The sequence below is a fragment of the Cerasibacillus terrae genome, from assembly GCF_008039555.1.
GTDB classification, from domain to species: Bacteria; Bacillota; Bacilli; order Bacillales; family Amphibacillaceae; genus Cerasibacillus; species Cerasibacillus terrae.
This window is the reverse complement of the sequence record NZ_VDUW01000010.1, coordinates 89,890-102,900: the sequence shown is the minus strand read 5'-3', so window position 1 is coordinate 102,900 and position 13,011 is coordinate 89,890. Positions and strand designations below refer to the sequence as shown.

At 34.9% G+C, this 13,011-nt stretch carries 15 protein-coding genes; 8 read left to right on the top strand and 7 right to left on the bottom strand.

Annotation, left to right across the window (positions count from 1 at the left end):
* Nucleotides 1-141: 141 nt before the first annotated feature.
* On the bottom strand, nt 142-1,092 hold the full coding sequence (lipA, locus tag FHP05_RS12895) for a lipoyl synthase (RefSeq protein ID WP_147668901.1): 951 nt from the start codon (nt 1,090-1,092) through the stop codon (nt 142-144).
* 38 nt (nt 1,093-1,130) lie between these two features.
* Nucleotides 1,131-1,943, bottom strand: coding sequence for a lipoate--protein ligase family protein (locus tag FHP05_RS12890; protein ID WP_407923441.1), 813 nt, complete (start codon nt 1,941-1,943; stop codon nt 1,131-1,133).
* 260 nt (nt 1,944-2,203) lie between these two features.
* On the opposite strand from FHP05_RS12890, the gene FHP05_RS12885 reads away from it, so the two are divergent.
* Nucleotides 2,204-2,479, top strand: a complete 276-nt coding sequence (locus FHP05_RS12885; protein WP_147668896.1) for an SHOCT domain-containing protein — start codon at nt 2,204-2,206, stop codon at nt 2,477-2,479.
* Nucleotides 2,480-2,667: 188 nt separating this feature from the next.
* Here FHP05_RS12885 and FHP05_RS12880 read toward each other — a convergent pair whose 3' ends face one another.
* Nucleotides 2,668-4,776, bottom strand: a complete 2,109-nt coding sequence (locus FHP05_RS12880; RefSeq protein ID WP_147668893.1) for a heavy metal translocating P-type ATPase — start codon at nt 4,774-4,776, stop codon at nt 2,668-2,670.
* 2 nt (nt 4,777-4,778) lie between these two features.
* Nucleotides 4,779-5,153, bottom strand: coding sequence for an ArsR/SmtB family transcription factor (locus FHP05_RS12875; RefSeq protein WP_147668891.1), 375 nt, complete (start codon nt 5,151-5,153; stop codon nt 4,779-4,781).
* Nucleotides 5,154-5,347: 194 nt separating this feature from the next.
* Between FHP05_RS12875 and FHP05_RS12870 the strand changes: the two genes are divergently transcribed.
* Nucleotides 5,348-5,551 carry a hypothetical protein gene (locus FHP05_RS12870; protein ID WP_147668888.1) on the top strand — a complete coding sequence of 68 codons (204 nt, stop codon included), beginning with the start codon at nt 5,348-5,350 and terminating at the stop codon, nt 5,549-5,551.
* Nucleotides 5,552-5,653: 102 nt separating this feature from the next.
* Nucleotides 5,654-6,754, top strand: a complete 1,101-nt coding sequence (gene ddlA / locus FHP05_RS12865) for a D-alanine--D-alanine ligase (protein WP_147668885.1) — start codon at nt 5,654-5,656, stop codon at nt 6,752-6,754.
* A 66-nt stretch (nt 6,755-6,820) separates the two neighbouring features.
* Here the strand turns inward: ddlA and FHP05_RS12860 are convergent, their stop codons facing one another.
* Entirely contained in the window at nt 6,821-7,135 is a 315-nt protein-coding gene (locus tag FHP05_RS12860) for a DUF378 domain-containing protein (protein ID WP_147668882.1), read from the bottom strand.
* 392 nt (nt 7,136-7,527) lie between these two features.
* A complete protein-coding gene (locus FHP05_RS12855; protein ID WP_147668879.1) occupies nt 7,528-8,088 on the bottom strand; it encodes a nitroreductase family protein in 561 nt (186 codons plus the stop codon).
* Nucleotides 8,089-8,375: 287 nt separating this feature from the next.
* Here FHP05_RS12855 and FHP05_RS12850 point away from each other — a divergent pair, with 287 nt between their 5' ends.
* The 5 genes from FHP05_RS12850 (at nt 8,376) to FHP05_RS12830 (ending at nt 11,830) form a co-directional block, all read left to right on the top strand.
* Nucleotides 8,376-9,413, top strand: a complete 1,038-nt coding sequence (locus FHP05_RS12850) for a PTS transporter subunit IIC (protein ID WP_147668876.1) — start codon at nt 8,376-8,378, stop codon at nt 9,411-9,413.
* A gap of 93 nt (nt 9,414-9,506) precedes the next feature.
* The gene (locus FHP05_RS12845) at nt 9,507-9,797 is read left to right on the top strand and encodes a cupin domain-containing protein (RefSeq protein WP_230974006.1); all 291 of its coding nucleotides are present in this window, start codon (nt 9,507-9,509) and stop codon (nt 9,795-9,797) included.
* A 151-nt stretch (nt 9,798-9,948) separates the two neighbouring features.
* Nucleotides 9,949-10,401, top strand: a complete 453-nt coding sequence (locus FHP05_RS12840; protein WP_147668870.1) for a DUF2269 family protein — start codon at nt 9,949-9,951, stop codon at nt 10,399-10,401.
* 373 nt (nt 10,402-10,774) lie between these two features.
* Nucleotides 10,775-11,326, top strand: coding sequence for an HD domain-containing protein (locus FHP05_RS12835; protein WP_147668867.1), 552 nt, complete (start codon nt 10,775-10,777; stop codon nt 11,324-11,326).
* Nucleotides 11,327-11,449: 123 nt separating this feature from the next.
* A complete protein-coding gene (locus FHP05_RS12830) occupies nt 11,450-11,830 on the top strand; it encodes a rhodanese-like domain-containing protein (protein ID WP_230974005.1) in 381 nt (126 codons plus the stop codon).
* 67 nt (nt 11,831-11,897) lie between these two features.
* Here FHP05_RS12830 and FHP05_RS12825 read toward each other — a convergent pair whose 3' ends face one another.
* Complete coding sequence (locus tag FHP05_RS12825) at nt 11,898-12,941, bottom strand: D-alanyl-D-alanine carboxypeptidase family protein (protein ID WP_147668864.1); 1,044 nt, start codon at nt 12,939-12,941, stop codon at nt 11,898-11,900.
* Between the last annotated feature and the right edge of the window lie 70 nt (nt 12,942-13,011).

Here is a 13,011-nt window from a genome sequence, read left to right as displayed (position 1 = left end):
AGGTTACCGCCATAAAGAACAAATCCATGATAGATGATGGAAATAACCATACAAAAAAATGGTTCCGAGCAATTTTTAATGCTTGGAACCATTTTTTATACTATTTTGAGCTAGTTTTGTCCCAGCCCCAATTTTAAATTATTAAGAAAAAATAGAAGGGTCTACTTCAGTATTCTCTTGTTTTTCATAACCCTTCATATACTTAATTCTACGTTGTGCACTTGCTTGGCTTACTTGTTCATCGGCATGGTAAGAGGAACGGACAAGTGGTCCTGATTCACAATGCTCAAAGCCCTTTTCAAGCGCAATTTCTTTTAATTCAAGAAATTCATCTGGATGGTAATACTTTACAACATCAAGGTGTTTTCTTGTTGGTTGTAGGTATTGGCCAATTGTCATAATGTCAACATCATGTGCTAAAAGGTCATCCATTGCTTGGATAATCTCTTCTTTTGTTTCTCCTAATCCGACCATAATACTTGATTTTGTTGGTGTATTTGGTGCGATTGATTTTACACGTTTTAATAATTGTAAAGAGCGATCATATGTTGCACGTGCACGTACACGTTTTGTTAGTCTTCTTACTGTTTCAATATTATGGTTAAAAATATCTGGCTTACTATCCATTAACGTATGTAGACTTTCATAGTCACCTTTCATGTCTGATGGAAGTACTTCGATTGTACAAGCTGGGTTCTTTCTACGGATAGCACGAACAGTTTCAGCAAAAACAGCTGCACCACCATCATTTAAATCATCACGAGCAACAGCAGTAACAACAACATGACGTAATCCCATTAGTTGAACAGAATCGGCAACTCTTTCTGGCTCGTTCCAGTCCAGCTCATTCGGTAAACCTGTTTTAACAGCACAGAAGCGACAACCTCTTGTACAGGTATCTCCTAAAATCATAAATGTCGCTGTTTTTCGTTCACTCCAACATTCATAAATATTTGGACATTTTGCTTCTTCACAAACCGTATTTAAATTGTTTTCACGCATTATTTTTTTTAAATCATTATATGATTTATTCGTATTAATCTTCGTTTTTAGCCACTTTGGTTTTCTTGAAATTTCTGTTTTGTTTTTCATGGAATTCGCCCCTTTATGGTCAATGATAAACGTGCAAATTAATGTTGAACAGGAATTGTTTGTTTATATTTTTCCTTTGCTAATTGATACACTTCTTCCCACTGGTTATCATCCAATTCAAATGGCTTAAAAGATACCCCAAGTGAGGATTGAAAGCCATTATAAAATGCTTCTTGAACTTCTTTATATGTATATCTTTTTCCAGTGATTTGCTCAATAGTAGTTGCTTTTTGGCGAAATGCTCGTCTATTTACTTCACGTTTTCTTTCTGATGGGAATGCAAATAAATCAAAAAGCATATCTTCATTCATCGTAATTGGAATGGAACCGTGCTGTAAGAGGACCCCTTTTTGTCTTGTCTGTGCATTACCAGAAACTTTCTTTCCATCTACAACAAGTTCGTAAAAGGCTGGTTTTTCGAAACAGACAGCTGTTCGATTCTTACCTTTTTTCCGCTCAGGAATAAAATATTCTGCCTCAATTCCTAAGTTTTTATAACCTACCTTGATTCCTTGTGATAACACATGGTATGCTTCACGGATTGTCTTAGGTATTTTTGGATGACTTTCTGATACAACAATACTATAGGTTAGTTCATCATCATGTAAAACAGCACTACCACCAGTTAATCTTCGGACAAGTTGACATCCATGTTTTTCAAGACCTGGAAAATGAATGGACTTTTCTTTTTGGAAATGCCCTAAGGATAAGGTGGGAGTTGACCAACCATAAAAACGTAATGTTGGTGGAATCTTTCCCTCACTATGCCAACGAAGTAATGCTTCGTCAAGTGCCATATTAATAGATGCTTCGTGAAAATCAGTTTTTAGAATGTTCCACGTTTCTTGCAACATATTTCCCCCTCGAGTATATGTGACATTTATCGCAGGTTAACTGGCTGTAAGGTCCCTGCTAATTGAAGTTTCACTTTAATTGGCTCCCCAGTGCTTGACTCCTACTTTAGTACCTACATATATAGCTCTATCTTAACGATGATTTTATGGATTGTAAAGCGATACAAGAAAGATAAATATGAGTTGAGTTAGTTTCATTTTTCATGTAATCATGGTTAAATAAATGTAAGTAAATGAATGGAAATGGGGGCATTTGGATGCAAGGTGGAGATCAATTTGGGGTTTTATGGCTTGTCATGATTGTGATTACCATTCTTGCCGTCGTTATCATCATTCGTAAAGATAAAAGGCAGGAAAAGAAAGGACTTAATATGCTTCAAGCTAGTCTTGAAAAAGGTGAAATAACAAAGGAAGAATATAAAGAATTATATTTAAAATTTAAAGATGATACGTGTGACACTTGTCCAAATATTAAAGCATATTTAAGTGAAATTCGCAGAAATGCATATGATGCAAACAATACAAACAAGTAAAAAGGAGTTTGGACATAACTAGTCAAATATAACTTAAAAATGGTTCCAATCATCATCTTTTAATGATTGGAACCATTTTTTTTCTAGATTATTTTTATTAGTTGTAGTTAGATTGCTGTTTATGGCGATATACTTTCTCAAGTTTACCACCGTAAATACAAACCCTAATTCATTTCTCCTTTCCATCTTTAACTATTTGTTCGAATAAGTCTTAAAGAGTTCATTGTAACAAGAAGGGTCGCTCCCATATCGGCAAAAATAGCAATCCATAGTGTGAGCCACCCTGGAATCACTAATAATAAGGCAATGAGTTTTAATCCCAATGCAAAGGAGATATTTTGTTTAATAATTGTTAATGCTTTCCGGCTAAGGGCAATCGTAAATGGAAGCTTTTCTAAATCATCTCCCATTAACGCGATGTCTGCTGTTTCTAAGGCCGCATCTGTACCAGCTCCACCCATAGCAATTCCGACAGATGCTCCAGCGAGAGCGGGTGCATCATTAATTCCATCACCGACCATAGCAGTTTTACCATGTCGTTGTTCAAGCTGTTTTATAATATTTAACTTCTCATCAGGCATGAGCTCTGCCTTTACTTCAGTTATACCCAACTGATTTCCAATAGCTTTTCCTGTTTTATGGTTGTCACCCGTTAACATAATGGTGTTTTTAATTCCTAATTGGTGTAATCTTTGAATAACATCTTTACTACTTGTTCGTACCTGATCTGCAACAGCAATTAATCCGAGGATATCTTTTTTTGTGCCAAGTAATGTTACTGTTTTTCCGTCTCCTTGCATGGCTCTTATTTTTTCTTGGATTGTAGTAGGTATCAATTGATCCTTTTCAAAAAATGCGGGACTCCCAACAAAGTATTCCGTGTCATTAATGGTTGCTTTTGCTCCTTTACCAGTAATGGATTGGAATTTTTCAGCAGTATAATATGTTGCTTTTTCTTCTGTTGCTTTATGTGTAATAGCTGTTGCTAATGGATGCTGGGAAAAAACTTCAATAGCATTGGCAATTGATAGAATTTTCTTTTCTTCACCATTTTTTATTGAAATTACATCTGTTACATGTGGTTTTCCTTCTGTTAATGTGCCAGTTTTATCAAATGCAATTGCTTGTAAATGTCCAGTTTCTTCTAAATGTACTCCACCTTTAATGAGTACACCTTTTCTAGCGGCATTTCCAATTGCTGTAACAATTGCAACCGGGGTGGAAATGACCAGTGCACAAGGGCAACCTACAACAAGAACCGCTAACCCACTATAAATCCACGTATTCCAAGATGCTCCAGCAATTAATGGTGGTCCAATTGCAACAAAAAAGGCAATCAGCATAATCATTGGCGTATAATACTTTGCAAATTTATCCACGAATTTCTGTGAAGGAGCACGCTCTGCTTGAGCTTCTTCTACAAGATGAATGATTTTGGCAATAGTAGTATCTTCTACATGTTTCGTTACTCTTACCTCTAAAAAACCCTCTCCATTAATAGAGCCAGCAAAGATTTCATTTCCAGTCAATTTATGAACAGGAATGGATTCTCCTGTTATAGCTGCTTCATTGATAGAAGATTCACCGCTTATTACTTCTCCATCCATGGCAATACGTTGTCCGGGTTTAACAAGCATTATGTCTCCAATTTGAATTTCCTCAACATCTAGTTCTACTTCACTGTTTCCTCTTCTAATCAGCGCCTTATTTGGGGCGATATCTATTAACGAACGAATGGAGTCGCGTGCTTTATCAATGGAGTAGCTTTCTAATGCCTCGCTAATAGCAAATAAGAAAACGACGACAGCAGCTTCTCCCCATTCTCCAATAATTGCTGCTCCAATAATGGCAATTGTCATCAATGTTTTCATATCGAAGTCTAATTTAGTTAAATTTTTAAATCCTTCTATAAAAATATTGTACCCACCAATAACAATTGCAAGAAGAAATAAACTAATTGTTAGAATATGTTTCTCCCCGATTAGAAAATAAGATAAATAACCAGTAAATACAAAAATAAGAGAAATCATTGCAGGTATATTATCTTTGTTTTTCCAAAAGGGTTCTTTTTTGCGTTCTAATTGCTGGTTTTCGGTATATACTTTAATTCCATCGAAAGCACCGGCTTTTTCTAACTGTTCTATAGATGCTTCCCCTTGTACGGTTATTTTAGATGCACCGAAATTTAATTCCACATCTTGAACACTATCAATTTCACGAATGTTTTTTTCAAATTTAGCTGCACAATTTGCACATGACAAACCTTGGAGTCGATACGTATGTTGTTGTTTAGACATGTTTATCCCTCCTCATTAGCGTGAATGATTGCGATATATATTAGCTGCCTAACATGATCATCTTTTAAAGAATAAAAAACGAGCTTTCCTTTTTTTTCACTTTTCGCAAGGTCCATATTTCGTAATAAACGTAGATGATGAGAAGCCGTGGCACTAGTGGCTCCAATGATATGTGCGACATCACAAACACATAATTCCTTTTCTATTGTTAGCGCATAAGCGATTTTTAAACGGGTGGGGTCTGCTAATGCTTTGAAAATTTGTTCAACCCCATTAATTTGTTCTATTTTTGGCTTTATTTTATTAACGATCTCTTCATCATAGCAAAACGAATCACAAGTATGTTTTGAATCATCAATGGTTTGCCTTTTATTCATTTTAACACCTCACTCAAATATTCATTTGATTATATTGTATGCTGTGTATTTTTTTATGTCAATCAAATAGTCATATGAATGTTTGAATGTCACGGTATTATTCCACATTTTAGATAAGATTTTGAAGGTAGAAACTTCTTATTGATTATGCTTAAATAAATACAATGGAGAAAAAATGAAATGAGGTGATATACATGTTGGCTCTTTGGTCTATTCCACTTCCACTACAAATATTATTAGCCGTTCTTGTTTTTGCTGTTTTGATTTATATCCTCATTCGTTTTCGTGCAGATAAACATCCATCCCCAGATTCCTTACAACTTTTAGAAGAGCGCATGGAAAATGGAGAAATTAGCTTTAAAGATTATTTACAAGCAAAAAGAAGTAGAGGAAAATAACTTTTCATGATATTTTAAAGGTAGATGAATTTTAATGGTTACTTTTTGCTTCCTATTGAATAGGATGGCAATAAGCCTAGTTTTAAAGAGAGGATAAAGAGAATGAAGAAAATACGGGTAGGAATTATTTTTGGTGGAAAGTCAGCAGAGCATGAGGTTTCATTACAGTCGGCAAAGAATATTGTAGATGCAATTGATAAGGAAAAATTTGCTGTGACATTACTTGGAATTGATAAAAATGGAAATTGGCATGTATATGACGAAGATTCTTATTTAAAGAATGCAGATGATCCAAAACGGATTGAGTTGAACGAGTCAGAAGATGTTGTTGGTATTGTTCCAGGTTTAACAGAAGAGTCATTTATTCATGCTAAAACAGCGGAAGTGATGCAGAAGTTAGATGTTATCTTCCCGATTGTCCATGGTACATTAGGTGAGGATGGAAGTTTACAGGGGATGTTGCGTTTGATAAATCTCCCTTTTGTTGGTCCAAATGTCCTTAGTTCTTCTATTTGCATGGACAAAGATATTGCCAAAAAACTACTACAGATAGCTGGAATTAAAGTAGCAAAAGGATTCGTTTTTACAAAAGCGAAAAGAGATTACATTGATTATTCAACCGTTGTAGAACAGTTAGGGGAAACTGTATTTGTTAAACCAGCAAACCAAGGTTCCTCTGTTGGAATTAGTAAAGTATCTACAGAAGAGGAATTTATGACAGCAGTTGATTTTGCTTTTCAATATGATCATAAAATTGTTGTCGAAGAGACAATACAGGGAAGAGAAATTGAATGTTCTGTGTTAGGAAATGATGAACCAATGGCATCTTTACCTGGAGAAATCTTACCGAAGACAGATTTTTATTCTTATGAATCGAAGTATATCGATGAAAAAGGTGCAGAGTTATCTATACCGGCAAATCTTCCTGATGAACATATCAAAATGGTACAAGAAACAGCAATCCATGCTTATGAAACTTTACAATGTGAAGGCCTAGCACGAGTAGACTTTTTCTTAACAGAGAACAATGAACTTTATGTTAATGAAATTAATACATTGCCAGGATTTACGAAAATTAGTATGTATCCAAAGCTTTGGGAAGTAAGTGGTATTTCTTATACTGATTTAATTACAAAGTTAATTGAATTGGCAATGGAACGTCATCAGGAAAATAAAGCATTAAAGGGTTCTGTTTGGGAATAATTATTTTTACAAAAACAACTGTCCCATCCTAGTTTATATAAAAGGATGGGACAGTTGTTCATTTGGTTATATGTCTTCACGGTTATTCTCCACTGTGTTTTCTCCTGTTAATGATTTGTCTTCACTAAACTCCGTACCATATTTTAATGTATGATTTGCATCTAGATAATCGTCATCGGTTACATTATTGGCACGTTCAAATAATAATGGAATGACAACCAAGCCACTTAGCCCAACAATACCATATAAAATTCGTGCTAAAGCAGTATCTTGTCCACCAAAGGCTCCAGCAATAAAATCAAAATTAAAAAATCCAATCAATCCCCAATTTAATGCACCAATGATGACAAGGATTAAGGCAATACGTTGGAATGCAGTCAATTTTTTCCACCTCTTTCTTATTTGATATAGGAATATATACATGTTAGTTTTGTGTTTTTTATCAATTTTATACGGTACTTAAGATAAAGAAAAAAATGGAAAATTGTATATCTATTTTATTAAGTAATTCCTTTTCAAGGGATGAATAAATTATCATAAGGGGAATGAAGGACGAAACTAGCATGGTGTCGGTGGAAGGGTCCATCTTGTTATTTGAAATATATATAAGTAGGCACTACATATCTGAAATCAATTGTTAAATAAATCGTAATCATTCATGTTATTTTTAAACAAAAAATAGCATGTGAATGAGAAAACTTCCACATGCTATCAGCTGTTTTGATTAGGGTAATTGTATTCTTTTGCTATTTCAGAAATGTATCTACAGGTTTCTATCCTTTGTATACGGTGAATTTTTCTTCGGCTGAAACTCTCCCTTTATCAGCTGGTATTTCATCAAAATAGCCTAGGTGTATGAATCCTACTATTTTTTCATGTTCTTGCACATCTAATAACTCTTTTACTTTTTCGTTATAAATATGTGGGTTTGTTTTCCAAACCATACCAAGTTGTTTTTCCCATGCTAAAAGCCATAAATTTTGAATCATGCTTGAAACGGCACCGAAGTTTTCGTCCCATTGTTTTGGTAATGGTGGTGCTTCCATAATAACGACTAATATGGCATTTGGCTCCATTAAGTATTGCCTACGATTTTCTTGACTTTCTTCTGGATAGGTGCGAGATACTTTTTCAGCGAAATAGGGTAATTGATCTTGCCCGACAAAAATAAACCGCCATGGTTGTCTGTTTCCATGGGTAGGTGCATAAATAGCATCATTTAGTAAATCCAATACAAGTTCTTTTTTTACTTCTTTATTCGTGTATCCTTTTTTAACGGAACGCCTTTCCCGAATAATTTCAGCAATACTGGATTTTTTTTCCGTTGTATCCATCTTTTTTCTCCTTTCATAACATGTCTTCTAATTGATAATCGTTATCAAATAGTATATATGATATGACAGGTTATTGCAAAATTACTAACTCGGTGGGTTTACAGAGGGGATGTCTGTTGGGGAGTATCATACATTATGATTTGAAAATCCCCTTATTTCAAAACGAAACAATTATCTAGTCATTGGAAATTTCTTGATTTTTTAAACAAATTCACCTATAACTATAAATAGTTCTAATAATTTCATGGTATATATGTGAAAAACTTCACAATGGAGGAGTGGATAATATGAAAGAATTTCTAAAGAAAAAAGGGGTCTCTTTGTCTGCAAAGGAATATCTCATCACAGCATTAAGTTATATGGCATTAGGATTGTTTTCCTCCCTTATTATCGGATTAATTATTAAAACACTTGGAGAACAATTGGTTGCTTTGGATATTCAGACCATTGGAACCTATTTTATTGAGATGGGTGCCTTTGCCATGGATAATAAAATAATGGGTGGAGCGATTGGAGTTGCTATTGCCTACGGATTAAAAGCACCACCACTTGTTTTATTCTCCACTTTATTTGCAGGAGCTTTTGGAGCAGAACTAGGTGGTCCTGCGGGAAGTTATGTTGCCGCCTTATTTGCTACGGAATTTGGAAAAATGGTCTATCAAACAACACGGGTTGACATTATTATCACCCCATTTGTTACTATTTTTATTGGCTTTTTCACAGGGACAATTATTGGAAAACCAATTAATACTTTTATGACGGGTTTTGGGAGTGTCATTAATTGGTCAACAGAACAACAACCATTTATCATGGGAATTCTTGTTGCTGTGTTGATGGGGTGGGCTTTGACTGCTCCTATTTCAAGTGTGGCGATCGCACTTATGCTTGGATTAGACGGACTTGCTGCGGGTGCTGCTACTATCGGTTGTTCTGCCCAAATGATTGGATTTGCTGTTTCCAGTTATCGGGAAAATGGAATCGGTGGCTTAGTTGCTCAAGGTTTAGGAACATCCATGTTACAAGTAGCCAATATCCTTAAAAAGCCGATTATTCTTATCCCACCAACAATCGCGGGTGCTGTTTTAGCACCATTTTCCACTGTTATATTCGAATTAACTAATAATCCATCTGGAGCTGGGATGGGTACAAGTGGATTGGTCGGTCAGATTATGACATTTGAATCAATGGGTTTTTCTCTCGATGTTTTCTGGATTATTATTGGTTTACATATTATCGCACCAGCAATTATCAGCTGGATACTTTCTGAATGGTTCCGGAAAAAGGATTGGATTCAGTCAGGGGATATGAAGATCATGTATGAATAGATAGGATAAAAGGATGATTCCTTGAAAAGTGTATTGCTTATGGTATAAGTAATAGGGAGACGTATGAAAATCTGGATGAGGGTTGTGAATAAAATGGAAATGATTTCTGTCAGTCACACGTTTGAAAAACTAATTCAAGCAAAAAAGTTGTTTAGCCAACATGATAAGGAAATTGTACAGATTAAATTAAAAGCGGGAGAAGTCATTAAAGAGCATCGCTCCCCAAAACATGTATTTATATTTGTTGCACAAGGTGAAGTTGAATTCACGGTAAATGGTGAAGAAGTGGAAGTAAACCAAGAACGTATTTTATATATGGAACCAGATGAATTACATGCACTAAAGGCAATTACGGATGTATCCTTATATGTAGTTAAATGCTAATGAACAGAAATCGTCGCTGAATTACTAGCGGCGTTTTGGTTTTTTATTTCATTTGTAAGTGATTTATTTCATAGCATATGAAGAGATGTTTCTTTAAAATAGAGATAGAAAAGGAATACGTTAAGGACTGTCCACCAAGGGGAGAATTTATATGAGTTTTTACAGCTTTTTATTATTTATCCACATCATTTCTGCAATTCTAGGATTAGGTCCAGGATTTGCTATGATCCCGATTGTCAAAAATGCAAAAAACATGACTGAGCTTCGCCATGCCTATTTTATTAGAAATCGAATTCATATATTTGTAATGATTGGTGGAACTTTATTATTATTAACAGGGCTTGGGATGGGGATATTACGACCATCTTTATTTACAACTGGCTGGTTTGTCGTGAGTTTAATCCTATATTTACTTGCCTTAGCTATTGGGCCGATTGTACTTTCGCCCAAATCAAGACCAATTAAGGAATTGTTAAAGGAACATCCAACAGAAGAAATACCCGATACGTATTATGAGCTTGCTAAACGGTTATTTTTCTACGAGCGAATTGAAAATGGTATATTTTTACTTGTCATTATATTGATGATTATAAAACCATTTTAAAAGAAATGCGACCTGTTTTGAAAGGAACTGGGTCGTTTTTCTATTACCGCAGATTAACTGGCCGTAAGACCTCCACATCAAAATTCGAGATACTGAAGAATTATAAGTGGAGGTTCAACAGCCAGTAAAGGCCCGATTCGTTCAACTAACAACCAGTGGGAAAAGAAAAAAGGCTCCCACTGGTTGAAGTTTCACTGTATTTGTAAACAGGGTTTTAACTTTTTAAAAAATATCGAATTATTGTTGCAATTAAGGTTATGACATGCTATATTCAATCAAAGATTTATTTATAATCTGTATGTACGAAGGGAAATTCGCTCTTGATAACAGTTTTGTAATGTTGCGGAAGTAAAAAGCGAAAGGGGGATATAATATGCGAACCGTTACATTGGAAGACGTGTTTACACATCCAACAACACAGAAATATTTACGACGCTCGGGGATAGCGCATGCTATTCAAGTTGCAGAAAATGCTTACTTAATATCGAAGCGTTTTAAAGTAAATCCAGATCTTGCTACGAAGGCTGCACTGCTTCATGATGTAGGACATTATACATGGTATAAAAATGGACAATGGGATTATAATTTGTATAAGGAAAATGATATTCATGCCATTAAAGGTGCAAATCGAGCGCATAAGTTATTAATTGAAATTGGTGAAGAACCTCGACATGCAAAGGAGATTGCGATAGCAATTTTACTTCATACTGATTCCTATTTGCCAGATGGCTACTTACATTTAAATCCATTACAACAAGTCGTAACACTTGCCGATGAAGCGGATGAAGAAGTGGGAGGCAATCATCATTATAAACAAATAGATGATACCATTGCACTAGAGCGAATTCGTGTCTTAGATATAAAAATAGATGAAGTATTACATGAACCTGTCAAGCAATTAAACAAAATGAAACAAATCTTCTAATCCTATCCAACAGCCTTGTATATCCTCCAGTAATATTCGAAACAAATCAGTTGACGTTTGAATCTATTATCATATATCATACCCATGCATGTCAGTTTTTTTACAAAAGGGAGTTATATGAGAATGAAAATATATGCATTTGCATTTTTAGTGTTATTAGCGATTGCTTTACGAATGATTTATAAACGGTATGTTCCTGTATACGGAATTAAGAAATTAGATAAAATGCTTCTATCCGAAGAAATTACCCTTATTGATGTAAGGGAATATAATGAAGTATATTATACAAAGGATGCCTCTGTTCTTCATATGCCGATTCCTTATTTAGGTAGAAATTATCGCGATATTCCAACAAAACAAGTAGCCATCATTGCTTCGGATCGTATCTCACGCAATGTTAGTATTCGTGAATTACGTAAATATGGTTTTCAGGTTATTGGGTTTTACTGTGTGGCTGAAAGGGAAGTAATGACTAAACGAGTTGCAACATCTACCTGTTCTTAAAAGGAAAAAAGGCGAAGAATCCTAAACCTAAGGATTCTTCGCCTTTACTATTTATACTAGAAAATAACTATTGTTTTAACGTGGCTAAATACTCTTCCAATGTGATGTCATTGTTCATAATTTCTTTTGCAGCTATTTTTCCAACATAACGAATATGCCATGGTTCATATTGGTATTTCGTGATATTTTCTTTTCCCTTCGGATAACGGATAATAAAGCCATATGTACTACAGTTTTCTTCCAGCCATTTACCTTCCTCTGTATCACCAAAGCTTTCATTTAATAGAAATTCAACAGCCGGACTAGTAACATCCATTGTTAACCCACTCTGATGTTCACTTTCCCCGGGTTTTGCACTATACTTATTTGCAGCCTCTTCCCCGTCACGTTCTATATAAGAAGTAAATAATGCTTCTTGTCTTTCATAGGAACGATAGCCAGATTGGGCAAATAGTTCTAGCCCCTCATTTTCTGCTGCTTGAAACATTTCTTCCATTGCAATCGCCGCTGGTTTACGCATCATCTTTTTAGGTAAATCTTCTGTGAATGGAAATGGAACATCAGGAATAACAAGATCTTCAGGGATGAAATCTGCTGGTAATGCATGTTCTTTATTAACTAAAACGAGCATGTCATATGGATTAGATGTAATAGTAGAGTGATCTTCCGTCTGTTCTTCTTTTTCTGTATATGGAATATCTTCACCTGGTGTGATATCTATGTTATCTGCTAATACTTCTTCTAATGCACGCTTTGTTTTTTCTTCATAGGCACCTGTAACAAATAAATCTTCCTGTTGCATTTGAAAATCGGTTACTGCCCAAGTTGTATCTTTATCATATGTTCCAGATGCAGTGATAGAATAACCAATATTGTTGAGGATGTTTTGTAATGCAATCACTTCTTCCCCTTGACTTCCCTTTTGCAAGGTTTTATCAGGCAATTCATTTTCCGTCGGCTTTGTACTTGCTTTTGTTGTATCACTTTTATTTGTCGTTTCGTTTGATTGATCTACTTCATCCGGTTGGATAGAGTCTTTATCTTGGCAAGCAGTGTTTGAAAGTAAAATAATCATAATGAAAATAAATAATCTTTTTTTATGTGAAAACATGATTGTCTCTCCCTAAATACTTTAAAAAACAATATATTTTTATCGAAAAGGCTAAGAACATTCCATCTTT

Bases quoted from the DNA above. Each gene is read 5' to 3' on its own strand.
- lipA (WP_147668901.1), bottom strand. From the start codon at position 1,092: ATGAAAAACAAAACAGAAATTTCAAGAAAACCAAAGTGGCTAAAAACG.
- FHP05_RS12885 (WP_147668896.1), top strand. From the start codon at position 2,204: ATGCAAGGTGGAGATCAATTTGGGGTTTTATGGCTTGTCATGATTGTG.
- FHP05_RS12880 (WP_147668893.1), bottom strand. From the start codon at position 4,776: ATGTCTAAACAACAACATACGTATCGACTCCAAGGTTTGTCATGTGCA.
- FHP05_RS12875 (WP_147668891.1), bottom strand. From the start codon at position 5,153: ATGAATAAAAGGCAAACCATTGATGATTCAAAACATACTTGTGATTCG.
- FHP05_RS12870 (WP_147668888.1), top strand. From the start codon at position 5,348: ATGTTGGCTCTTTGGTCTATTCCACTTCCACTACAAATATTATTAGCC.
- ddlA (WP_147668885.1), top strand. From the start codon at position 5,654: ATGAAGAAAATACGGGTAGGAATTATTTTTGGTGGAAAGTCAGCAGAG.
- FHP05_RS12855 (WP_147668879.1), bottom strand. From the start codon at position 8,088: ATGGATACAACGGAAAAAAAATCCAGTATTGCTGAAATTATTCGGGAA.
- FHP05_RS12850 (WP_147668876.1), top strand. From the start codon at position 8,376: ATGAAAGAATTTCTAAAGAAAAAAGGGGTCTCTTTGTCTGCAAAGGAA.
- FHP05_RS12845 (WP_230974006.1), top strand. From the start codon at position 9,507: ATGGAAATGATTTCTGTCAGTCACACGTTTGAAAAACTAATTCAAGCA.
- FHP05_RS12840 (WP_147668870.1), top strand. From the start codon at position 9,949: ATGAGTTTTTACAGCTTTTTATTATTTATCCACATCATTTCTGCAATT.
- FHP05_RS12835 (WP_147668867.1), top strand. From the start codon at position 10,775: ATGCGAACCGTTACATTGGAAGACGTGTTTACACATCCAACAACACAG.
- FHP05_RS12830 (WP_230974005.1), top strand. From the start codon at position 11,450: ATGAAAATATATGCATTTGCATTTTTAGTGTTATTAGCGATTGCTTTA.
- FHP05_RS12825 (WP_147668864.1), bottom strand. From the start codon at position 12,941: ATGTTTTCACATAAAAAAAGATTATTTATTTTCATTATGATTATTTTA.